The sequence below is a fragment of the Ornithinibacillus xuwenensis genome, assembly GCF_039614845.1.
GTDB classification, from domain to species: domain Bacteria; phylum Bacillota; class Bacilli; order Bacillales; family Amphibacillaceae; genus Ornithinibacillus; species Ornithinibacillus xuwenensis.
Genome location: NZ_JBDIML010000009.1, coordinates 38923 through 62060, shown reverse-complemented (window position 1 = coordinate 62060; position 23138 = coordinate 38923). Strand labels below are relative to the sequence as shown.

At 36.7% G+C, this 23138-nt stretch carries 16 protein-coding genes, 1 pseudogene and 1 riboswitch; of the genes and pseudogenes, 11 read left to right on the top strand and 6 right to left on the bottom strand.

The genetic code is table 11. From position 1 onward, the window contains the following. Positions 1-107: 107 nt before the first annotated feature. Together ABC228_RS19125 and ABC228_RS17785 are read left to right on the top strand one after the other, a co-directional pair. Positions 108-239, top strand: a pseudogene (locus ABC228_RS19125) (AEC family transporter); the annotation flags it as partial. A gap of 212 nt (positions 240-451) precedes the next feature. Then, positions 452-1792 (top strand): short-chain fatty acid transporter, encoded by a 1341-nt coding sequence (locus ABC228_RS17785; protein WP_427902239.1) that lies wholly within the window; start codon positions 452-454, stop codon positions 1790-1792. 41 nt (positions 1793-1833) lie between these two features. Here the strand turns inward: ABC228_RS17785 and ABC228_RS17780 are convergent, their stop codons facing one another. Next, positions 1834-2736 carry a DMT family transporter gene (locus ABC228_RS17780; protein WP_345826525.1) on the bottom strand — a complete coding sequence of 301 codons (903 nt, stop codon included), beginning with the start codon at positions 2734-2736 and terminating at the stop codon, positions 1834-1836. 288 nt (positions 2737-3024) lie between these two features. Next, a riboswitch (cyclic di-GMP riboswitch) is annotated at positions 3025-3111 on the top strand. A 95-nt stretch (positions 3112-3206) separates the two neighbouring features. On the opposite strand from ABC228_RS17780, the gene ABC228_RS17775 reads away from it, so the two are divergent. The 4 genes from ABC228_RS17775 (at position 3207) to cbpA (ending at position 11504) form a co-directional block, all read left to right on the top strand. Next, positions 3207-8612 (top strand): diguanylate cyclase, encoded by a 5406-nt coding sequence (locus ABC228_RS17775; protein WP_345826524.1) that lies wholly within the window; start codon positions 3207-3209, stop codon positions 8610-8612. A gap of 340 nt (positions 8613-8952) precedes the next feature. Beyond that, positions 8953-9903, top strand: coding sequence for a DMT family transporter (locus tag ABC228_RS17770; protein WP_345826523.1), 951 nt, complete (start codon positions 8953-8955; stop codon positions 9901-9903). Between the two features lie 260 nt (positions 9904-10163). Then, positions 10164-10679 (top strand): hypothetical protein, encoded by a 516-nt coding sequence (locus tag ABC228_RS17765; RefSeq protein WP_345826522.1) that lies wholly within the window; start codon positions 10164-10166, stop codon positions 10677-10679. Positions 10680-10877: 198 nt separating this feature from the next. After that, the gene (gene cbpA / locus ABC228_RS17760; RefSeq protein WP_345826521.1) at positions 10878-11504 is read left to right on the top strand and encodes a cyclic di-AMP binding protein CbpA; all 627 of its coding nucleotides are present in this window, start codon (positions 10878-10880) and stop codon (positions 11502-11504) included. Between the two features lie 72 nt (positions 11505-11576). Here the strand turns inward: cbpA and ABC228_RS17755 are convergent, their stop codons facing one another. The 3 genes from ABC228_RS17755 to ABC228_RS17745 all read right to left on the bottom strand — a co-directional run bounded on the left by ABC228_RS17755 (position 11577) and on the right by ABC228_RS17745 (position 14967). Then, positions 11577-11978: a ribonuclease HI family protein gene (locus tag ABC228_RS17755; protein WP_345826520.1), complete on the bottom strand. Its 402-nt coding sequence runs from the start codon at positions 11976-11978 to the stop codon at positions 11577-11579. Between the two features lie 112 nt (positions 11979-12090). Then, positions 12091-13701: a glycoside hydrolase family 43 protein gene (locus ABC228_RS17750; RefSeq protein WP_345826519.1), complete on the bottom strand. Its 1611-nt coding sequence runs from the start codon at positions 13699-13701 to the stop codon at positions 12091-12093. A gap of 96 nt (positions 13702-13797) precedes the next feature. Then, positions 13798-14967, bottom strand: a complete 1170-nt coding sequence (locus ABC228_RS17745) for an ROK family transcriptional regulator (RefSeq protein ID WP_345826518.1) — start codon at positions 14965-14967, stop codon at positions 13798-13800. Between the two features lie 159 nt (positions 14968-15126). Here ABC228_RS17745 and ABC228_RS17740 point away from each other — a divergent pair, with 159 nt between their 5' ends. From ABC228_RS17740 to ABC228_RS17730, 3 genes are all read left to right on the top strand, one after another. Then, positions 15127-16425 (top strand): extracellular solute-binding protein, encoded by a 1299-nt coding sequence (locus tag ABC228_RS17740; protein WP_345826517.1) that lies wholly within the window; start codon positions 15127-15129, stop codon positions 16423-16425. 112 nt (positions 16426-16537) lie between these two features. Next, positions 16538-17416 (top strand): carbohydrate ABC transporter permease, encoded by an 879-nt coding sequence (locus tag ABC228_RS17735; protein WP_345826516.1) that lies wholly within the window; start codon positions 16538-16540, stop codon positions 17414-17416. A 14-nt stretch (positions 17417-17430) separates the two neighbouring features. Continuing rightward, complete coding sequence (locus ABC228_RS17730) at positions 17431-18252, top strand: carbohydrate ABC transporter permease (protein ID WP_345826515.1); 822 nt, start codon at positions 17431-17433, stop codon at positions 18250-18252. A gap of 49 nt (positions 18253-18301) precedes the next feature. Here ABC228_RS17730 and ABC228_RS17725 read toward each other — a convergent pair whose 3' ends face one another. Then, entirely contained in the window at positions 18302-18922 is a 621-nt protein-coding gene (locus ABC228_RS17725; protein WP_345826514.1) for a YesL family protein, read from the bottom strand. Positions 18923-19113: 191 nt separating this feature from the next. Here ABC228_RS17725 and xylA point away from each other — a divergent pair, with 191 nt between their 5' ends. Beyond that, positions 19114-20436 (top strand): xylose isomerase, encoded by a 1323-nt coding sequence (gene xylA, locus ABC228_RS17720; protein WP_345826513.1) that lies wholly within the window; start codon positions 19114-19116, stop codon positions 20434-20436. Positions 20437-20532: 96 nt separating this feature from the next. Beyond that, on the top strand, positions 20533-22032 hold the full coding sequence (gene xylB / locus ABC228_RS17715) for a xylulokinase (protein WP_345826512.1): 1500 nt from the start codon (positions 20533-20535) through the stop codon (positions 22030-22032). A 60-nt stretch (positions 22033-22092) separates the two neighbouring features. On the opposite strand, the gene ABC228_RS17710 is transcribed toward xylB, so the two are convergent. Then, a complete protein-coding gene (locus tag ABC228_RS17710; protein ID WP_345826511.1) occupies positions 22093-23133 on the bottom strand; it encodes an aldose epimerase family protein in 1041 nt (346 codons plus the stop codon). Positions 23134-23138 lie beyond the last annotated feature (5 nt).

The window sequence follows — 23138 nt, the reverse complement described above, 5'->3', positions numbered from 1 at the left end:
GCTATCTACAATAGTTGATAAGTTTGTTTTTACTTGCATTTGAAATTGTTTACTTGATGGGTATTGAAGATACGATTTTAGCTTCGGTGATTATTATCGTATCCGAAATGCTTACAGCATCAAATACAACCATGTTTTCGGTAGCATTTGATGTCGAACCAGATCTAGTAGCTTCTACTGTTTTTGTTAGTACACTACTAAGTGTTATTACGTTACCAATTTGGTTTGTTTCATCATAATAAGCGTTATTAAAGTCTTCGGTTATTAAAGGAGCAGCCCTGATAGCAATGTATCCTATAGTAGATACATTGCTATTATTATTGGAATAATTTAATCTAACATATGGACGAATCATTCTTTGGTTATATTATTTAGTGTATTCATAGAATAATTCCTACTCCAACGAATACAATATACTACATCTAATCTATTAAAGAGGAGGTAATAGGATATGCTGAGCTCGATTGCGAATTTCTTTGATCGCATGGTGCGTAGGTACTTACCAGATGCATTTCTTTTTGCAATTATTCTTACATTTATTGTTTTTATCCTTGGTATCGTTTTTACTGATAATTCACCAGTTCAAATGGTTGAATTTTGGGGAGGCGGTTTTTGGAACTTACTAGAATTTGCGATGCAAATGTCTCTGATAGTGGTTACGGGGTACATTTTAGCAAATAGTCCGATCGTAAAAAGGTTATTAGGTAAAATTAGTAAGCTAGCAAATACACCAGGGCAAGCAATTTTATTAGTAACATTTGTTGCTTCCATTGCTTGTTTAATAAATTATGGCTTTGGATTAGTGGTGGGGGCGCTATTGGCTATTCACGTTGCAAAACGAGTACCATCAGTTGATTATCGTTTATTGATGGCAAGTGCCTATAGTGGTTTCTTATTATGGCATGGTGGATTTTCAGGTTCTATTCCATTAACCATTGCAACACAAGGTCATTTTCTGGAAGAAACGATGGGAATTATTCCTGTTACAGAGACACTATTTAGCAGTTATAATCTGTTTATTGTCGGAACGCTACTAATATCCCTACCGTTGTTAAATAGACTATTGATGAGACCAACTCGTAACGTAGGAGAAATTGATCCAGAATTGTTGAACCTCCAAGCTTCTGTAATAGAAGAGGAAGAAGTAGAAGAAGCAGAGGAAAAAACAAGTACACCAGCTGAGCGATTAGAAAATAGTAGAGTTATTTCGATTTTAATTGGGTTGTTAGGATTAGCTTTCATTCTTTATCACTTTGTTCAAAATGGTCTGAATTTAAATATTAACATTGTGAACTTTATCTTTTTATTCTTCGGAATACTGTTTCATGGAACACCACGTCGCTTTTTAAATAGTGCCACAGATGCTGTTAAAAATGCAGGAGGCATTATCGTTCAGTTTCCTTTTTATGCTGGGATAATGGGTATGATGATTAGCTCCGGTCTATCTGATCAACTATCGATGTGGTTTGTCAATATTTCAAATGATTTTACATTGCCGTGGTTAAGCTTTATCAGTGCTGGTATCTTAAATTTCTTTGTTCCATCAGGTGGTGGCCAATGGGCAATTCAAGGCGATATCATGATTCCTGCTGCCATTGGTCTAGATGTGGATACTGCGAAAACAGCCATGGCGGTTGCATGGGGAGATGCTTGGACGAATATGGTTCAGCCGTTCTGGGCGTTACCAATTCTGGCCATTGCAGGATTAAAGGTTCGTGATATTATGGGATTCTGTGTGATGATTCTGTTTTGGAGCTTCATTCCGATATCAATTGGATTATTGTTTTTCTAATCATTCATTCATACTAATAACGTTAAAAAAAGCAATGCTAATTATGGGTTAGCATTGCTTCTTTTTCTTCCGGTAAGTTGTGATATCGTGATTCCTACGATGATAAAGAAAGAACCATATAAAATACTTGGTGTAATTGCTTCACTTAGTGCTAGCCAACTAAAGGACAATCCAAACACTGGTACAAGTAAGGTGGATAATGTTGCAGATACCATATCAATTTTACTCAGTATGACAAACCATATCGTGAAGCATAAAGCAGAAGCTAATACACCAGTAAAAAGAATATAAAATATACTTTGACCATTCCAATTAATTGGTTGCCCCCACTCCATTATCATAGCTGCTACAACAATACCGATTGTTCCAAAAAACATTTGGTAAGCAGAAACTTGTAATTTGGGAAGATGGTTTAATCGTAATCGGTAATATACATTGGAAGCTCCCCAAGAAATTGCAGCGATAACAATGAGTAATTCTCCAATAATCGTATCGATGCTTTGTGCTTGGAAGAAATCCCATCCAATAATAAGTACTAAGCCAACCATTCCGACTATAAGTCCTATTAGCTTTTTAGGAGTTAGCTTTTCGTCAAGAAACTTAGCTGCTAATAAGCTACTCCAAATGGGCATCGTGTAGAGAATGATGGAAGATTTCCCAGCATCGACAAATCGAAGTCCATACATAACGAAAAGAAAAACAATCGTTGTCTGTAACAAGCCAACAACCACTAGTGGTTTTACATACTGTTTTGGTGGAAGTTTAATCTTTAAGATTACAAGAATAACTAATAGAGTAATCGTTCCTGTTCCAAAACGAAGTGCAGAAAAAGTGAATGGACCTACAAATTGAAGGGATGCCTTCATCAATACCCATGCATATCCCCAGATGATCGTAATGATTAGAATAAGTAACCAAATGAAGGTTTTTTTAGTTGTTTTCATCCTATTTTCCTCTCAAAGTTTCCTACTGTTACCTTACCATAACAAGGTTAGACAAGGGTGTTATTTGCTTCGTATGAGATGGAAAATAATTGCTAGAATTATAATTTTGAAAATTTTGTAATTTCAGTAGGAGCGTGTTATAATATGTAAGCTAAAAAGTAGTGTAAATAGACTTGATTTTTTTTACATTTTTAAAAAATAAAACTTGTTTTAATCATTGAATAATCATAGAAGTGGTGTAAAATAGGTATTAAGTAGTAGTGAATATGACCTTAATATCCATATAGATTGAGAAAAGGGCAAACTATTCGAAAGTATAGGACGCAAAGCCAAGGGTCTACCGGTGTACATACCCATGATAGCCTGGCTGCCAAAATATTACGTTTTTTAGAATGTTTGGCTATCGTTCTTTGGATAGCCATTTTTTGATTTTCCTAAAACGAAGTCTTTATGACTAAGAGGTGAAAATAGTGGAAGTCATTAATAACCGATATCGAATAATGGAGCAATTACATCAGAACAGACTAGTTTCAACTTATTTAGCTGTTGATATGCGAGCAGATAATAAGGTAATTCGACTAAGTCTACTAAATGCTGAATATACACCGCAATCCTTAATTGATTATTACACCGATTCTTTTATTGCGATTAAAAATTTGACTAGTAAGCGCATTGTTCGTAATTTTCACTTCAATACAATTTCGCACATAGATAATAAAGTGCAGCAGGATAAAAATTATTTCTTTACTTCTGCCCATATTGCTACAGAGGAACCATTTGTAGATTTTGTTCAAAGTATGACAATTGACCAAGTTCTCGATGCATTTGTCGAGCTTTGTACAGCTGTGCATTATCTACATTTAAAAGGCTTTATATATGGTGAATTAAATTTAAATAACATATTCGTTGTTGAATCAAATCGTCGCTACAAGCTGATGCTGAAGGATCTTGCAACTGTTGAATTAGATAAGCATATCCATACCAATGAGGGGATTGAGGATTCTTACTTCAAATCACCTAAAGTGTTATCTGGCAATGAGCCTGATGTGGAAGCGGATATGTATGCACTAGGGGTTATCCTTTTGGCGATGCTACGTAAGAAAGCATACATAACAAACCCTAGGGATGAACTTCGGATTTTAAAGCAGGAAAATACTTCACTAGATCAAGCGAATTCGAGGATCACGGAGGCATTAATCCCTATCTTAGAAGATTTGTTAGTGTTAGAGGATTATCCATTTTCTTCTATTCAAGATATGACAACAAAGCTAGGTGAAAGTCTTGGCCTGAAGCTTTCTATAATAGAAACAGAAGAGATAGAGAAGCTACAATTCCACACGAAAAGTGTCGGAAGGGAATTGGAAACCGATATTATTATCAGAAACTTCGGGAACTTATCACAATATAAGCCCAGTAAGCGAATTTTCTTAGTTCAGGGAGAAGATGGGATTGGGAAAACACGTTTTCTAAAGGAAATGAAGTTTTTGTTAGGGCTACAAAAGGCAACTGTCTATGCAAGCTTTAGTTTAAGTGATACAGGTAGCAGTAAGCAAATGTGGATTGATATTTTAAGTAAGATGATTGTGGAAACTGATATTCATACGGTTGAGAAATACAAGGAAGAGCTTATGCGATATTTTCCAGAATTAGTCGATCAAGAGCAATCGCCTACAGTTGACAACTCGCTTGGTGTAAATTCTAAATATCGTATTTTGAATCGTATTGGTGGATTTATTAATGAAAGTGTCAAAAATAAGCCCGCAATAATACTGATTGACGATATTCACCTAGCCGATGATTTTACATTCGATACGTTAAACTATTTATGTTCAGAAATATTAGAACAAAATAATCTGATGTTTTTGTTATCGGGTGCGAGTAGCGAGGATAACGAAAATAAAGCATATCGAGAAAGCGTTGAAAACCTTAAAAGGCGGAAGAACTCGGAGATTATAAGATTAAGACGTTTAGATACACAGCAATCAGGTGAGATGATCCGGAATATTCTAGCCATATCCTATATACCGGTTCGGTTAACAGAGCGAATCTATTCTCGCTCATTTGGAAACCCACTTTTTATAAGCGAGGTAATTAAGGATCTTTATAGTCGAAATATTATGGAGGTAAATCCACAAAATGGAATGTGGAGTATAAATCTTTCTGCTAGAGACTATGATTTATTGGAGATTCCAGATAGTATTGAACAGGCTCTTGTTAACCAATTGCAGGACTTGACTGAACAAAAGCTAGAAATTCTTGAAGCAGTTGCAATATTTAACAAGCCTGTCACGATCGAAACAATTACGAAATTCTTACAGCTACCGATGGAACATATTGAGGAGCATCTTGCTAAGCTTGCAAGAAAAGGAATCATTCAACGGTTAGTATCTGATATTGGTTACTTATTTGAATTTAACAATAAGGTGTTAAAGCAAATCGTTTACGATAGAATCTCTGCTGATGAAAGAATTAAAAAGCATATGGAAGCAGCAGTCATACTGGAGGAAGAATTAGATACACCTCCTGATGAACTAATCTTTCATCATGAACGAGCAAAAAACTGGGAAAAAACAAAGCAGTATTATTTGGAGAATGCTTCCAAAATGCTTTCAGAGGGAAATAAAAAAGGGGAAATTCTTAACCTAGAAAAGGCTCTTTCCTTGATGGAGGATATTGAAGAAAAGACAAAGCTATTGATGGAGATAGGTGTGTTGTATTCCGAACTAAATGAAACGGAAAATTCATTGAAGTCCTTTGATATCGCTGAACAGCTTGCTATATCCACCAACCATGCTGAAAATGTTGTACATGTTTATTTGAATATAGCTGGTGTATATTCAAGTCTATATGATATTGAACAAACAAAAGCGTATATGCAAAAGGTAGAGCAAGCATTTACGAATTATGAAGATAAAAAGTCGAGATTAGAATTCAGAAGACTTCAAGCTTTTCTATTAAACGTTGAGAATCGGATAGAGGAGTCTTCTAAAATCTTACACAGTATTGTAACAGAATGTGATGATGAATTCCCTCGTATTAAGGGTAATACCTATCTATTACTTGGATTTGTTTATTTGCAGCACAATAAAATAACAGAAGCATTGAAATACTATCAACAAGCTATCAACCTTTTGGAACGAGCTGGATATACAAAGGGTGTTTTAGGTGCAACGAACAATATTGGAATTATTTATCAAGGTTATCTAGGTGATGCGGAAACAGCGATGACGTATTTTGTAAAGGCAAGAGATTTAAGTGAAGAGTACGGGATCGTATTAACAGAAATTCAGGCATTAAGTAATATCGCTGGAATATATCATAATACAAACGACTTACAAACCGCAGTTGAACACTATAAGTTTGCATTGAAGAAGGCAGAACGAGTAGGTATGTCTCGGACGATTGTACATCTATATAACTCATTAGCTTTTGTGAGTGTAGAAATGAATGACTATGAACAAGCTTTTTACTATTACAAGCTTATAGAAGAAAAAATGAGTGGAGAAACGGATTTAGGACTTGATATTTTCGATTACTATAATACGAGTATGGAATTATACCAATCTATTGGGCATTACGAAGAGTCAGATAGATATAGTCAAAAGATTGTTGAATACCATAAAGGTAGAGAAAATATCTATAGCTTTGCAGCGATTGTCTATCAAACGATAAACAGACTGCGAAATGCAGATGTTAATCAAGTTGAAAATTTACTCGTCACAATACTAGATTTAATTGAAAAGATTCCACGTAAGGAATTTAATTTGAAAGCATTAAGTATGGCTTCAATTGCTTTAAGTCAAAAGGGTAATAAAGCTTATTCCAATGAAATAATGTTAAAAGCTAATGATTATCTTACATCAGATACACCAGACCATTTACTAGCTAGCTATTATTATGCAAAGGGTATTTCAGGAGAAGGCAATGAGTCGGTTGAGAGCTTAAGAAAAAGTCTAGAATATGCCAAAAAATCAAAGAGTCCTGAATTAGTTGCAAAAGTAAATTTACTGCTGGGTGATTATTATGATGAACGAGACCAGCTATTTGACGCTGCTAACTATTATTTAGAGGGTAGTGATGTTGCAAGTACGCTTATTTATCAAGTTCCTGAACAATATCGATTCATGTATGTGAGTCGTCATAATCTTGGCAGAGGATTTATTCGTTTGAAAGAAATGAATGATCAATTAACAGGTGAGCAGATTTCCTTGGCATGTAATAATCGATCCTATTCGATCGATTCAATTGCAGATTTGGACGAGATTATTGGTGCAGATGAAATTGGGTACTTCATTCAGAATAAAGCATTCCTTCAGTACATTAGTGATCAGCATTTAGCTCTGTTTTCTAATAAGGTACGTAAAACTACCGACTTATTGAAGAATTTGAGTGCTGATACCACTAAAAATATTGATATGATCATTCGTTATCTTGCTGGCATAACGCTTGCGACTCGTGGACTTGTCATAACTGAGAATCAGCGGCATGAGTTTACGGTGCTTGCTTCAACCGATGATAAGATGGAAATGCCAGAAAATCTATTCCTATTTAACCGAGTTCGTACCACCATGGAACCAGTATTACTGTCTGGCGTGATGGGAGATAACAAGGTAGATTCTAATTTCTTATCAAAGGATTTAAGGGCAAGCTTATACATTCCAATTATCAATCGACAAGGAAGTTCAGAAGAGAAGAATGTCCTGTTGGGCTATGTTTATTTAGAAACGGATAAATTAGCCAATAATTTTAATGATAGTGGCCTGGAAAATTGCAAAGAAATTAGTAGTTTTCTTGCGCTATTATTGGAGAAGCACCAATTGAAGATTTCTGCTTCCCTTGATAAATTAACTGGTTCCTTAACGAGGAAATATTTAGATGACTCCTTACATGAAGCAGTCGAATCGTCAAGAAAAAATGGGGAACGATTTAGTATTATCATGTTTGACCTTGACCGCTTTAAACAAGTTAATGATCGCTATGGTCACCAAGTGGGAGATAGCGTTTTACGAAAAGTAGCCTCCGTTGTCATGGATAACCTAAAACAGCAATATGACTTTGGTCGCTATGGAGGCGAAGAGTTTATTATTATTCTACCGGCTGTTCACTCAGACAATGCGTATGAGATTGCGGAAGGCTTGAGAAAAACGATTGCTGCCCAAAAATTACTTGGAGATAAGTTTGATGTGACTGTAAGTATGGGAGTATCAACTTATCCGAATGATGGACAAACCGTTAAAGAACTTGTTGAGAAAGCAGACCAAGCGCTATATGTTGCCAAGGAAAGCGGTAGAAATAATTGTCAGGTTTGGAGTCAGGACTTCGCTAACAAATCGAAACCTGCCAATAAACTAACCGGTATTCTGTCTGGTGATGAAATAAAAGATTCCAGAACTGTATTAGCAATGGTGGAGCTTATTGAGTTAATGAATAAACCGATGTCAATGGAAGAAAAGTTGTATTATTATTTAGGAAGAATCATCGAGATTACAGAGGCACAGGTCGGATATATTCTTTTAATAGAAGATAGTAAGATAACCAAATCATATGGAAGAAAAGCACAGGAAGAAAACTGGCTACGGAATATTTCTTTCAATCAAGCGATTGTGAATTCCATTATGAACGAGGAACGTGGTCTTTATACCATTAATTGGGATGAAGCAGAGCGTGATAATAAGGTAAACGGGTTACCAGATTGGGATTCTATTTTAGCTGTTCCGATTACCATACAAGGTTATGTTAGAGGCGTGATTTATTTAACTGTTCCAGCAAGAGTAAAAGAATTTGGAGTGGATGAATTAAATCTAGTCAGTGTGTATAGTAATCTGGCAACTGGTGTGATAAACTCATTCGCTAACGACTACCGATTGAAATCATGATACAGAATAAGGAGCTTCCATCTCGGATGGAGGCTTTTTATCTTAAGTATAGAGAGGATAAATCTGTGGAGTGATTCCATTCATTTACTGGAAAAGCCACGTCCAGCTCCGGCGCCCAGAGACTAGCGGGACTTTCCTCGCCTTCATACGATCAGTCAACATCGACTTCCTTCGGTCACCGTATTCCTTTATCTCCTACGGATCAGTCCAGTCCGTACGTCTCTATGCAGGGCACTTTTGTTTTTGTTTGTTTTTACCGAATCGTTGGTCTTGCTTAATTGAATACTTTGACATAAGATGATTACTTGGATGCAACCTTGTTTTGTGGGAGATGACAGCGGTGAAAGGTATATTTCAAAATAAGTGGTCGGTTATTGGAATTGCAGTATTGTGTTCCATTCTTTGGGGAAGTGCTTTTCCAGTATTAAAGCTAAGCTATGAAGAGCTACAAATGGCGCCCGATGACCTTGTAGCAAAAATTGTATTTGCAGGAATGCGATTCTTATTAGCGGGAGTTCTTGTGTTAGTATTTCTTCTGGCAAGTAATCGAAAACAGTTGTTAATCACGAAAAGACAGTTTTTAGTGTTAACACTATTAGGGATTGTCCAAACCTCTCTACAGTATTTTTTCTTTTACAACGGGCTAGCTAATGTCTCGGGTATGCAAGGAGCAATTCTATCGTCTGCAGGTGCATTTTTTACGGTTATTCTAGCGCATTTTTACTATCGAAATGATCGTATGAATTGGCGGAAAACGATCGGATTAATTACTGGATTCTTAGGAATTATAGTGGTCAATTGGGGTGAAGAGCTATCATTTTCCTTCCATATTGATGGGGAGGGCTTTATGATTCTCTCAGGTGTAACAGTAGCTGTGGCAACAATCATGGCTAAAGAGCTAGCAACAGGCATACATCCAATTGCTATTACAGGCTGGCAATTATTACTTGGTGGGGCAATCATGCTTCTAATTGGATTTCCAATATTATCAGAGGATGCAATCGTGTTTACGCCATTTGGGACGGGATTATTTCTTTATTCAGCGCTTCTCTCGGCAGTTGCCTTTGCACTTTGGTACTCTTTGTTAAAATATAATCAAGCTAGCAAGTTAAGTATGTATAAATTTATCGTACCTGTTTCAGGGGCATGTATGTCAGCACTATTTATTCCTAATGAGACATTAAATGGCTTTATATTTGCTGCCATTGTATTGGTTGCGATAGGTATCATTATTGTTAACTCCCAAGGAAGAGAACGGGTACAAGTAAAGCTTCCACCTAATGCAAGATAAAGGTGGAAGTTTTTTTATGAAAATGAAAAAATTACCAAAAATGATACCGAATACCCATTATTTTTACAAAAAATGGTAGATTAATAGACTTGATTACCTTCTTTCTTTTTGATGCGTTCGTTATAATTCGACGAGATTTCGACAAAATATAAGACTAAATAACTAGCGGTTTTGATTTAGGAGAATTTGCCTAATTGACAGTTTTTGTTTTTGGTTTAAAATACATATGGACATATCAAAATAAGAGGGGAATTGTTTGGATGAAAAAGATATTATTACTTACTGGATTCGTATTGTTGATGGTTCTTGCAGCATGTGGCTCATCGGAAGAAGATGAAGTGTTGGAATATCATAATAAAATGGTTGACGAGATAAATCCTAAAATCGATGAAATAGAAATGATGTATGACGAGATTTCAACAGCTGCTATGGAAGACGAAGCGAAAGCAATTGAAATTTTTGAAAATGGCTTAATACCATTAGTTGAAGAAATGAAGGAATACTTTGAATCACAAAAGGTTAAATCGGATGTGGCGAAGGAATATCACCAAATGCGTTTAGATTTAACGAATAAATTGTATGAGGTTGTTCAAAAAGAGCATGAATTCTTAACTGTCCTTATAGATCCTGCTGCAACAGAAGAGGAAATTTTAGAAATAGAAACGCAAGTAGATGATTTGAATGCCGAAGCGTTTGAATTGGATGAGGCTGCTGCTGAGCATTGGGATTCTTTAGTGGAAGAATATGGATTTGAAGAAGAAGAAATAAACGAATAAGCTTCTAGATTAATTGAAACTGTTAAATGGGAATGATGTGATAGTATATTCCATTTAACAGTTTTTTTAGTTTTCGTGGCTTATTGATACCTAATCTAAATCAGAGTATTGATATTTTGCTGAAAATATAGGAAAATGAGTTAAGGGATAATGGTGCCATTGTATGGTATCCCATTAAACGTCTTGGGGGGAATATGAATGCTAGTTAAAAATGATTATGTGAATAAGAAAGATGTTGTGTTTGTGAAAGAGTCAGATAGCCTAGCGACAGTCATGAAAATATTCGACGATTCCGGTTACCGCTGTATTCCTGTTCTCGATGAAAGTGGAGAAAAGTACGTAGGAAATGTGTATAAGGTTGATTTGTTGGAATACGAAATTGATCATTCGTTAGTAGGAAAATTATCTGAGCTTATTTCTGACAAAGAAGGGTACATAAAAGAAGATGATCCCTTTTTCAAAGTATTCTCTTCGATTAAAAAGCTTCCTTTTCTAGCAGTTGTAAATGACTCCAAAGACTTTTTAGGTATTTTGACCAATGGAAATGTTATTCAAGTATTAGAAAATGCTTGGGGTGTTCATAATGGTAGCTACTCCTTCACGATTGGGACGATCGAGTATGCGGGTGCTTTACAAAAAATGTTACGCGTCGTAAACAAGTTTTGTAATGTTCAAAGTGTTATTTCATTAAATAACAACTCGAATTATGTCAGAAGAGTATGTATTGTATTGCCTCATGAAGTTGATGCAGAATTGGCGGAAACGATTAAAGTTGATTTAGAAAAGAATAATTTTACCGTCACAGATGTTGAGAAGTTACATTAATGATAAGAGAAGAATGCTGGCTACTAATCCTTAACGGGTATTAGTAGCTTTTTCTGTGATTTCAAATTTGCCCTATGTGTTATTTCGCTGCACTTGAATTGCTTTTCGAGCAAGCTTATCTGCATGATTATTTTCTTTTTCTGGTATCCATTTAATAAAAAAATAAGGGAAGTTCCTGGATTCATCCCGAATTTTTTCGAGAAGTGGTAGAAAGGTTTTATTTTTGGTAAAGTCATTTTCAATTACATTAACAACGGTTTGTGAATCAGAACGAAATGATAGAATTTCATTAGGGAATACTTCTTGGCATACTTCTAATGCTTTTATTATGGCGTGGAATTCAGCCTCATGATTGGTCATTTCTCCTAAAGGAAAGCTATATTCATAATGTTTTCCACTGGCTTTTATGTAAATACCAGCTCCGCTTAATCCGGGATTTCCACTTGATGCTCCGTCTGTATATACTTCAATCAATGTTTTGAACACTCCCATCTATCCTTCGTGATAATACTATAATGGAAGATTGAATTGGATGCAAATAGCGGGGACATAAACCCCGCTATGTTGAAACTGTCTATATACGTAGTTAGTCAATGCTTTTATATGTGAAATAATCAAAGTCAGCATGCATATTCTTACCAGAGGTATCCTGACAATGCATCCCTACAAATGCACCAGTGAAGAAACCACCACCCTGTATATAATCATCGGATAATTTATAGGATTCGAATGCAATAGGAATGCTTATCCATTCCTTTCCGTCAAAGGAGTAGGAATATCCATACGTATGGGTGTTTACTTCTACGCGAAGATAGACATATGCTACATGATCTGGAATAATGATTTCATTTTCTTTCAATGGTTGTGCAAAAGTAAAGTTATCACACGTCATTAAATCAAGAATACGTCCTTTTTCCTCATTCCATGTCACCGAGATAGTTGTCCAGTTCTGTGTATTGTAATAGTTTACGAGACCAGCAGATTGCTGGAAGGATTCAGGGTTACATGAAAGCTTTGTCTCTGCAAGGAAGTTAAAATGCTGCCAACGTCTCGCCACAAATGCTTGGGTGAACTTGGATGTAAGGGATTCTTTCCCATAAAGTCGTAAATGGCCAGGATGAGCTGTTAAAGAGGCAATATCCTCACCTAACGGAATACGTAGGCTTTGAAAATGTAAATTCAATGTTTCCGAATTAAAATCATCCTTTTCATTGTAATCTTGATCCCATTTTACCTCTTTCATGTTCGGACCTTCTATTACTATAGAAGGTTGATTACCACCTACTACATATGGCCAATCATTTCGCCATTCTAATCGTTGTATAGCAGTTTCTCTCCCAAGTGGACAGTACCCTCTTGGATCTAGCAAGGGCTGCTCTTCTCTAGGTAGTGGTCGTCCAGTCAAGTGTACTAAAAACCATTCGTCTGTATGTGTATGTACAATGGAGGCATGACCTGCTTTTTGTAATGGATTTCTAGGATTAGGAAATGAAGTAATTAATGGGTTTTCCGGATGAACCTCATACGCTCCCCATAAATCCTTAGAACGAGCAATCGTTGCTTGGTGGTCATATTTTGTGCCACCCTCTGCAGTTAATAGATAATAGTAGCCATTGTGTTTGTAAAGATGTGGCGCTTCCGTTAATTTGATATCAGTTCCTTTAAATATAACTTTTGACTCGCCAATGAGCTGTTTTTGTTCGACACTATATTCCTGTAGTACAATTCCATAAAAATTATGGTTTCCAACCCGATGATCCCAAAACATATTAACGAAATATTTCCTACCATCATCATCATGAAATAAGGATGGATCAAATCCAGAGCTATTCATATGAATTGGTTCCGACCAATCACCATCAATGGTATCACATGTTACAAGGTAATTATGGCAGTCTTTCCATTGTCCCTCTGTCACCTTGACATCGGTATATATAAGCCAAAACTTGCCATCGTGATAGGATAATGCAGGCGCCCAAATACCACCTGAATCTGGATTTCCAATCATATTTAACTGACTTAGCCGATTTAATGGTCGGGAAACTAGACGCCAGTTTTTCAAATCCCGTGAATGATAAATACCTACACCAGGGAACCATTCAAATGTAGAAACGGCAATATAGTAATCCTCTCCTGCACGGCAAATACTTGGATCTGGGTTGAATCCGGTTAAAATAGGGTTTTGAATCGTAAACATGCTTCTCCTCCTCAGGCATCCTTAATTGAATGCGCTTTCTTTTAGTTTTATGAGTACGCTTAATCTGAACTCGATTAAGCGTATTATAAAGTAGGTCTATATGGTGATTAAAAAATTCTCAACAGAAAAAGCCGCAACACCTAAAGCACTTGAATGTGTTAAGAGCTCTGAAAAATTCACTTCTAAATCCTGTTGCTGAAACCATAATGTTTGTCTACGTATACGGTTATTCAACGGATCCGTTAACCATTCTTGGGCAAATGCCATCCGGTTGCCAATGATTACTTGCTGTGGGTTAAAGGTATTGATGATGTTGTTAATTCCAACACCTAAATAATCACCAATTTGATTAAATAAGTTGATGGCTTGTACATTTCCTTCCTCAGCAAGTGTGATTAATCCTTCTAATGTAAGTTCCTTGTTGGCAGATAGACCATTATTTTCAGCACTTTTGACTAATGCCTGTTCTGATGCATAAAGCTCCCAGCATCCTTCATTACCACATCGGCATTTTGTGCCACCTACTTCAATTGTCATATGACCAAGCTCACCAGAAAAACCATTACTACCTTTATACAATTCATCATTCAGGATTAGGCCGACACCGATACCAATCCCAACACTGATGTATACGATTTGGTTAAAGTCTTTTCCGACTCCGAATTTCTTTTCCCCATACGCACCAGCATTTGCTTCATTTTCGATGATAACGGGTAAGTCATATTTATCTTCCATAATGGATTTTAAATCGATGTTTTTCCAGCCAAGGTTTGGTGCAAGCAGTATTTCACCACTTTTACTAACTGTTCCTGGTACGCCGATCCCGATGCCGATAATGCCATAGGGACTTGGCGGAGCACTCTCCATTAGGTAATCAACCATAGTAAATAATTCAATCTCTATTTCCTCATAGGACAAATGATTAAATTGAACAAGCTTTTCAAGAACGATATTTCCTTCTAAATCTGTTAAAACTCCAAGTAAGTAATTAACACCTAAATCGATACCGATAGCATAACCTGCTAATTGGTTAAATAGGAGCATAACAGGTCTTCTTCCGCCACTAGATTCACCTGGACCAGATTCATATATCAACTGATCCTCTAGGAGATCACTTACGAGAGAAGAGACAGTACCTTTATTTAATCCAGTATCATTTGCAATCGATGCTCTAGAAATGGGGGAGTGTGTACGAATTACTTCTAATACTAAAGATTTGTTTTCTTTTTTTACGACATGTTGATTCCAAGTTTTGTTTTTCATCATTTTACTGCATCACTCTCTGCTTCATTTTTATTTAAGTATACCATTTTATAAAACCATTATAAACTTTGTTTATCCACTAGACAAACAAAATGATGTTTGTTATTCTATACATGAGCTTAGAGATAAGCACCCATTTTAAAACTTTTAGGGGGGTTCGCAATGAAAAATAAGAAAGCGATTACATTATTGGCTACCATACTTATATCTGCCATGTTACTTTTAGCAGGGTGTGGTGGTGAAAGTGCTTCAGATTCTGACGGTGATTCAAAAGTTATTAAGTTTATGCATCTGTGGCCAGAGGGCAGTTCCAAAACACATAATGAAATTGTTAACGAGATCATTGCAGATTATGAAGATGAAAATCCTGGTGTGAAAGTTGAGCTTGAGGTTTTAAGCAACGAACAATACAAGGATAAGATTCAAGTATTATCGACATCAGATGAATTACCAGACGTGGGGATGACTTGGGCTGCAGGTTATTTACAACCTTATGTAGACGGCAACAAGTTCGCTCCTTTAGATGATATTATTGAAAGCGATTTAAAGGATAGCTTTGTTTCGGGGACAGCGGAAGCTTATGCAATTGATGGGAAGACTTACGGGCTACCATTAGAGCTAAATATCGCAACAGTTTTCTATAATAAGGCTATTTTTGAAGAGTACGGTCTTGAGGCACCGAAAACGCTTGAGGAATTAGAACAAGTTATTGAAACATTGAATGAAAATGATGTTGCACCGATTGCACTAGGGAACAAGGATCGTTGGACAGGCTCACTATGGTATATGTACCTAGCGGATCGAATCGGCGGTTCAGATGTTCTAACAAATGCCATTAATCGTACAGGTACATTTGAGGATCCAGCATTAGTGCAAGCTGCTGAGGAAGTTCAAAATTTAGTAAATATGGATGCATTCGTAAAGGGCTTCAATGGCTTAGCGGATGAGGAAGCAAAAAGCATGTTTATGAATGAACAAGCTGCCATGTATTTAATTGCTACATGGGATCTACCAAACTATACAACTAATGAAGACGTACCACAGGAGTTTAGAGATTCTGTAGGTTACTTCAAATTCCCAACGGTTGACGGTAAAGGTGATATGAACAGCTTTGTTGGTGGTCCTGGAGTTGGATTATTCGTAGCAGAAAACTCCGATGTGAAGGAAGAGGCAAAAGATTTTGCATCATTCTTTGTTCAAGAGTGGGGCGAAAAATCTGTAACACAAGCAGGTGTTATTCCAGCTACTAAACTAGACGCAGGTTCTTTAGATCTTCCACAAATGTATGTCGATGTATTAGAGGATCTTAACTCAGCAAGTAACTTAACATTATTTGCCGATGTACAAATGAGCCCTGATGCTGCACAGGTTCATTTAGATATGATCCAAGCTATTTTCGGGAATGAAGTAACGCCGGAAGAATTTACGAAAGCACATGAAGATGCTCTGTCGGCTGAATAACAAATAGACTAATAGATTTCTAAGGTTTGAAATTATCCAGTCTGAAAGAAAAGGACTTATCCTTCTATCTGGAAAGTCCTTTTCTACTTTATACGATATGGGGTTGAATGTTATGAATAAAGTTATGTCCAATAAATGGATCATTGCATTTTACGTTCTTCCTGCACTTCTGTTAATCGCCATACTAATCTTTGTCCCCTTAATCTTAACTGGGTATTATGGGCTGATGGATTGGGATGGTATCGGGGAGATGAATTTTATTGGGCTAGAAAATTATTGGAATGCACTTCAAGACGATAAATTTTGGGAAAGTGCTTGGCATTCCTTTTTATTAGCATTTTTTTCTACGCTTAGTTTAATTATTTATCTAGTGATTTCACTTATATTAGCTTCCAAGATAAAAGGTGCAGATCTTTTACGAAAAATCTATCTAATCCCAATGCTATTATCCTCTGTAGCAATTGCTCAGTTATGGATAAAAGTATTCAATCCAACGAATGGTATGTTAAACCATATTCTTATGGCAATTGGAATTGAAAATCCTCCTGCATGGTTGGCTGAGCCTTCCGTTGTATTATTTGCGATATTCGTACCAATCTTATGGCAATATGCAGGTTTTTATATTTTGATTTATTATGCTGCATTAAAAAATATTCCAGAATCAATTGTCGAAGCAGCCAGAATAGATGGGGCATCGCCACTACAAATTGCTTATCGTATTAAATTGCCTTTAATCATGGGAGTTGTAAAGGTAACCATTGTATTAGCGGTAGTGGGTTCTTTGAAATATTTTGATCTCATCTATGTGATGACTAGTGGAGGACCAAATGGTGCTAGTGAAGTAATGGCTTCCTATATGTATAAACTAGCCTTTTCTAGTAATGACTTTGGTTACGGAAGTGCAATAGGGTTCTTATTGTTAATTATTACACTAATTGTGACGGTAATCGTTCGAAAAGCTACTGCGACAAAAGAAGAAATTCAATATTAGAAGGAGGGTACTGTATGAAGCGCGTTGGCTATCTTATACTATACCTTTGTTTAGGAATTGTTGCGTTGTTTCAAATCTTTCCGATCATATGGCTATTCCTTTTCTCGCTAAAGGATAATCGTGAAATATTCTCTGGCTCTCCTTTTGCTTTGCCTTCAGAATTACGTTGGGAAAACTATTTGAAGGTATGGGATAGTGGTATTGGAACGTATTTCTGGAACAGCTTATGGATTACGGCTATGGCAATTCTATTAACGGTGTTATTTGCGAGTATGGCGACATTTGCGATCACAAGGATGCAATGGAAGCTAAATAAGCTGGTGTTGGGATTATTTATGGTTGGGTTGATGATTCCCATTCACTCAGCGATTATTCCTTTGTTTAGTATGTTTTTAAATGTAAATCTAATTGATAATCCATGGTCCATCGTTATCACCTATACAACGTACAATCTACCAATTACAATTATGATTTTACTAGGTTTTTACTATACATTACCTCGCGAAATCGAAGAGGCTGCAATAATTGATGGTTGTTCGATTAATCGGATGTTTTTCCGTATTATCTTACCGATGACTGCTCCAGTAATGTCAACGACTGTCATTATCAATATGATTTACAACTGGAATGAGTTTGTGTTTGTTAATACGTTTATTAGTTCTGATATGTATAAGACACTTACAGTAGGGATTCAAAACTTTATTGGTCAGTACATGACTGATTGGGGAGCAATTGGAGCAACCTTGATCATTAGCGTCTTGCCAATCCTACTAGCATTTATATTCTTTAGTAACAAGGTAGTAGAAGGAATCTCAGCGAGTGCTGTGAAAGGATAGTCTTAAAAAATCACCTCATCTCTAGGGAGGGATGAGGTGCAGTCAGAGGTTAGGATGCTGCTTTTTTTCTTGAAATTTTTTGAAATGCATGAAGGGCTAGCCACATGGTAATAAAGGCATAGACACTTCCACCAAAGATAAAGAATAATGCTGGAATGAATCTCATCACAAAATAGATAGAAACGAGACAGAGCAGAATGAAAAAGCTATGTATCGGATTAATTAACATGATTAAAAATGCATTTTTTAATAACGGCAGGATGCTTATGTCATAGTGTACGAAGGCAGGAAATAGGTAAAACATAAACAATAAAAATAGTAGCATCGATGCAAATAGTGGCACTGCAATCCAGGGAAAATCGTGATTCATAATGGATTGAATATAGGCAAAATCAACAACGATTAACACGATCATTAAAGCGATTACAATTCCGAGTTTGTTACTATTCATAAATTCTCTTTTGTAATACGACCAGTAGGAGTGGAAAATAGGAATATCTGTTTTTCCTCTCAACCAATCTCTCGTAATGGCAAACATTGCGGTTGTAGAAGGGAACAAGCCAAAGAGAATTCCACCTACTAATGTGAAGAATATCCACAATACATTCACATAGGCAAACTTCGTAATCCAATCCAATATATGATAAAGTCGAGAGCTAGCAGTATTCATGTGTTAGAACCTCCTTGTTAGCTAGATAAGTCACATTGATTTCAAAATCTACTCTTTTAGTAGGTTAGTAGGATTATAAAATATTCTACAGTAAGTACTGATATAAATATAGTATATAAACTTAGTTTATTCAATAGACAAACTAATGACTGATTGCTATAATCTAATCATAAATCTTAGGAGGTATTATCATGTCCTATTTCAATATTGATAAAATTAAATATGAAGGCTCTTCATCTACTAATCCGTATGCATTTAAATTTTACAATCCCGAAGAAGTGGTCGGGGGTAAAACCATGGAAGATTATTTACGCTTTGGTGTCGCATACTGGCATACACTAACAGAGGATTTATCGGATCCCTTTGGCGCCGGTACGGCTATTCGTCCTTGGGATAAATACAATGGGCTTGATTTGGCTAAAGCACGAGTAGAAGCAGCCTTTGAATTCTTTGAAAAATTAGATGTCCCATATTTTTGCTTTCATGATGTTGATATCGCTCCAGAAGGGGGTACACTCAAGGAAACCAATCAGAACTTAGATATTATTGTATCGATGATTAAGGATTACATGAAGGATAGTAAGACAAAGTTACTTTGGAATACTGTCAATAACTTTAGCCATCCACGCTTTGTCCATGGTGCTGCATCTTCCAATAATGCGGATGTTTTTGCATATGCAGCAGCAAAAGTGAAAAAAGGCTTGGAAGTAGGGAAGGAATTAGGTGCTGAAAACTATGTGTTCTGGGGTGGTCGTGAAGGATACGAAACACTTCTCAATACAGATATGAAGCTTGAATTAGATAACCTAGGCCGTTTCTTCCATATGGCTATCGACTATGCAAAAGAAATTGGTTTTGATGCGCAGTTCTTAATTGAACCAAAACCGAAGGAGCCTACATCACACCAGTATGACTTCGATGTAGCTAGTGGCTATGCATTCCTACAGCATTATGATTTACAGGATCACTTCAAATTCAATATTGAGGCAAATCACGCAACACTTGCTGGTCATACCTTTGAGCATGAGCTTCGTTATGCACGTGTAAACGGTATGCTAGGCTCTGTAGACGCTAACCAAGGGCACCCACTATTAGGATGGGATACGGATGAGTTTCCATCCGATTTATATTCTACTACCCTAGCAATGTATGAAATTATTAAGAATGGTGGACTTGGCCGAGGTGGATTGAATTTTGATGCAAAGGTGCGCCGAGGTTCCTTTACACCTGAAGATTTATTTCATGCTCATATAGTAGGGATGGACAGCTTTGCAGTTGGTCTAAAGGTTGCTCAGAAATTAATTGATGATAAGGTAATCGATGAATTGGTAAATAATCGTTATAACAGCTTTAACGAAGGAATTGGGCTTGATATTGTAGAAGGAAAAACAGATTTCCATAAGCTTGAGGAATATGCTTTAGGCTTAACAGAAATCAAGAATCATTCTGGAAGATTAGAGCTTATTAAAGCGAATATTAATCAGTACTTATTAAAGACATTTGCTGGTGAATAAGCATGTCTAGGCTCTAAAACATGCTCATCAATTTTTAACCGCAATATGTCTGTAAGAAGGTTACTAGATTACCAGTGCTGCAAGGAGGTGGCTGCCATGAAGTATGTTATTGGTATTGACTTAGGAACAAGTGCAGTGAAAATTTTATTAGTTAATCAGAACGGAGAGGTTAGTGGCGAAGTATCTAAATCTTATCCAGTTATGCAAGAAAAAACGGGATATTCCGAACAAAATCCTGAGAACTGGGTGGAGCAGACTGTTGCTGGTTTAATAGAACTGCTGAAGAATACTAACTGTAGACCGGAAGATATAGACGGTATAAGCTTTTCAGGACAAATGCATGGTCTTGTGCTACTAGACGAACATCATCAGGTTTTACGCAATGCAATCCTCTGGAATGATACACGGACATCGGAACAGTGCCAGGAGATTTACGAAGCAGTTGGGAAACAGCGCTTATTGGATATAACCAAAAACCCTGCTTTAGAGGGATTTACCTTACCGAAACTTCTCTGGGTAAAGCAACATGAGCCACAACTGTTTCATAAAGCAGCAAAATTTGTTCTTCCCAAAGACTATGTACGATATAGGCTTACAGGGAAACTGCATATGGATTACTCCGATGCGGCAGGCACTTTATTACTAGACGTTAGTAAGAAAGCCTGGAGTAAAGAAATTTGTGATTTGCTAGCTATTAACATAGAGCTTTGTCCACCATTGGTTGAATCACATGAGGAAGTTGGGAGTATATTACCCCACGTAGCAACAGTTACGGGCTTATCACCATCTACAAGCGTTTTTGCAGGTGGAGCAGATAATGCTTGTGGAGCGATTGGCTCGGGAATATTAGAAGAGGGTAAAACTTTATGTAGTATTGGAACTTCAGGTGTAATTCTTTCCTATGAAGCAACTGGTACCAAGGAATTTGAGGGGAAGGTCCATTACTTTAATCATGGAGCGGCAGATGCCTATTATACGATGGGGGTAACACTAGCAGCAGGTGATAGCTTAAGTTGGTTTAAACAAGTTTTTGCACAAGGAGAATCATTTGAGACGCTATTAGCAGATATTGGAGATGTGCCAATTGGAGCCAATGGATTACTATTTACACCGTATATTGTTGGGGAAAGAACACCACATGCTGATGCGAATATCCGTGCAAGCTTCATTGGTATGGATCGTTCACATGATCGTAAGCATTTTGTTCGGGCCGTACTGGAAGGAATTACGTTTTCACTAAATGAATCGCTTGATATCTTTAGACAAAATGGTAAAAAGATTGAAACGGTCGTATCGATTGGTGGCGGAGCCAAAAACGATGATTGGCTACAAATGCAGGCAGATATTTTCAATGCTAAAATTATGCGATTAAATAGTGAGCAAGGTCCAGCAATGGGGGCAGCGATGCTTGCTGCATATGGCTGTGGTTGGTTTGAATCCTTACGTTCATGTGCAGCCCAATTTTTAAAAGAAGATTATACATGGATACCAATCCAAGAAAATGTCAACCGATATCAGGAATTGTTTAAGGTGTATAAAGCGATATATACCAATACAATACAAATCAATAAACGACTACGCGTATTTAGAAAGTAAATAAAAAAAGGGCTATCTCAACTTAGCATTGGGATAGCCTTTTTTCTGTGTAAAGGATGATTACGTATGATCAGTTGTAAATGTAAATACAGTTTGTTTTTGGTAGAGCTCATTTGGACGTAATAGGATAGAAGGGAGATTGTCATGATGCAAGGAGGCAGGAGTGCCTTGTGTTTCGAAGCAAATCCCCATATATTTTTCAGAGCTCCTATCCGTTAGCGCATGCGTATTAGCTAGGTTATTAGCGGTATACATAACCATTCCAGGCTGGTTTGTTTCCATCGTGAGCACGCGTCCGGATATTGGCTCTTTTACCGTTACAGCTTCCTTTGTTCGGTTATCAAAAATAAAGTAATGATCATACCCATTTCCTACCATTTTATTTTGTGACGAGTCGTCATTTAAACCGTCTCCAATACGCCTTTCCTGACGAAAATCAAATGCTGAATGTTCAACGTTCAGCATTTTCCCAGTTGGGATAAGATCTTCAGCTAATTCGAGAATCTTACTGCTGTCAATTGTAACAAAATGGTTATGGATGGATTCACGTAGATTACCACTTAGATTGAAATAAGAATGATTGGTAAGGGTTACGGGTGTTTCTTTATCAGTCTCCGCAGCATAATCAATGATGAACTGATTTTTATTTGTTAAGGTGTAAGTGATAGTTGTTTTCAGATTACCTGGATAATTCCCTTCACCATCAGGACTTCGATAGGTTAACGAAATGCCGACCTGGTGATGGGATTGAAATGATTCTGTGTCCCATATGACTTTATGAAACCCATTACGACCACCGTGCAAATGATTTACACCCTCGTTTTCCTCTAGCTCAATGCTATAATTCTCAATCTGAAACGTGGAACCTGCTACTCTTCCAGCAACACGACCTATGATGGCTCCAAAAAAATTAGGGTCATCTTTATAATCTTGAATATCTTTATACCCTAAAACGACATTCTCCCTTTTACCATGTTTATCTGGTACGAGGAGCTTGGTAATAATACCACCGTAATTCAATAGTTGAACGATCATACCGTTATCATTGCTTAAAGTGAAACGCTTCCAATTATTTGTTAAGTTTTCAACATCAATGTTCATTTCTA

What these genes read in the sequence shown, in the direction of transcription:
- ABC228_RS17780 (WP_345826525.1), bottom strand. Translation starts at nt 2,736, where the DNA reads ATGAAAACAACTAAAAAAACCTTCATTTGGTTACTTATTCTAATCATT.
- xylB (WP_345826512.1), top strand. Translation starts at nt 20,533, where the DNA reads ATGAAGTATGTTATTGGTATTGACTTAGGAACAAGTGCAGTGAAAATT.
- ABC228_RS17745 (WP_345826518.1), bottom strand. Translation starts at nt 14,967, where the DNA reads ATGATGAAAAACAAAACTTGGAATCAACATGTCGTAAAAAAAGAAAAC.
- ABC228_RS17750 (WP_345826519.1), bottom strand. Translation starts at nt 13,701, where the DNA reads ATGTTTACGATTCAAAACCCTATTTTAACCGGATTCAACCCAGATCCA.
- ABC228_RS17765 (WP_345826522.1), top strand. Translation starts at nt 10,164, where the DNA reads ATGAAAAAGATATTATTACTTACTGGATTCGTATTGTTGATGGTTCTT.
- ABC228_RS17735 (WP_345826516.1), top strand. Translation starts at nt 16,538, where the DNA reads ATGAATAAAGTTATGTCCAATAAATGGATCATTGCATTTTACGTTCTT.
- cbpA (WP_345826521.1), top strand. Translation starts at nt 10,878, where the DNA reads ATGCTAGTTAAAAATGATTATGTGAATAAGAAAGATGTTGTGTTTGTG.
- xylA (WP_345826513.1), top strand. Translation starts at nt 19,114, where the DNA reads ATGTCCTATTTCAATATTGATAAAATTAAATATGAAGGCTCTTCATCT.
- ABC228_RS17710 (WP_345826511.1), bottom strand. Translation starts at nt 23,133, where the DNA reads ATGAACATTGATGTTGAAAACTTAACAAATAATTGGAAGCGTTTCACT.
- ABC228_RS17740 (WP_345826517.1), top strand. Translation starts at nt 15,127, where the DNA reads ATGAAAAATAAGAAAGCGATTACATTATTGGCTACCATACTTATATCT.
- ABC228_RS17785 (WP_427902239.1), top strand. Translation starts at nt 452, where the DNA reads ATGCTGAGCTCGATTGCGAATTTCTTTGATCGCATGGTGCGTAGGTAC.
- ABC228_RS17725 (WP_345826514.1), bottom strand. Translation starts at nt 18,922, where the DNA reads ATGAATACTGCTAGCTCTCGACTTTATCATATATTGGATTGGATTACG.
- ABC228_RS17730 (WP_345826515.1), top strand. Translation starts at nt 17,431, where the DNA reads ATGAAGCGCGTTGGCTATCTTATACTATACCTTTGTTTAGGAATTGTT.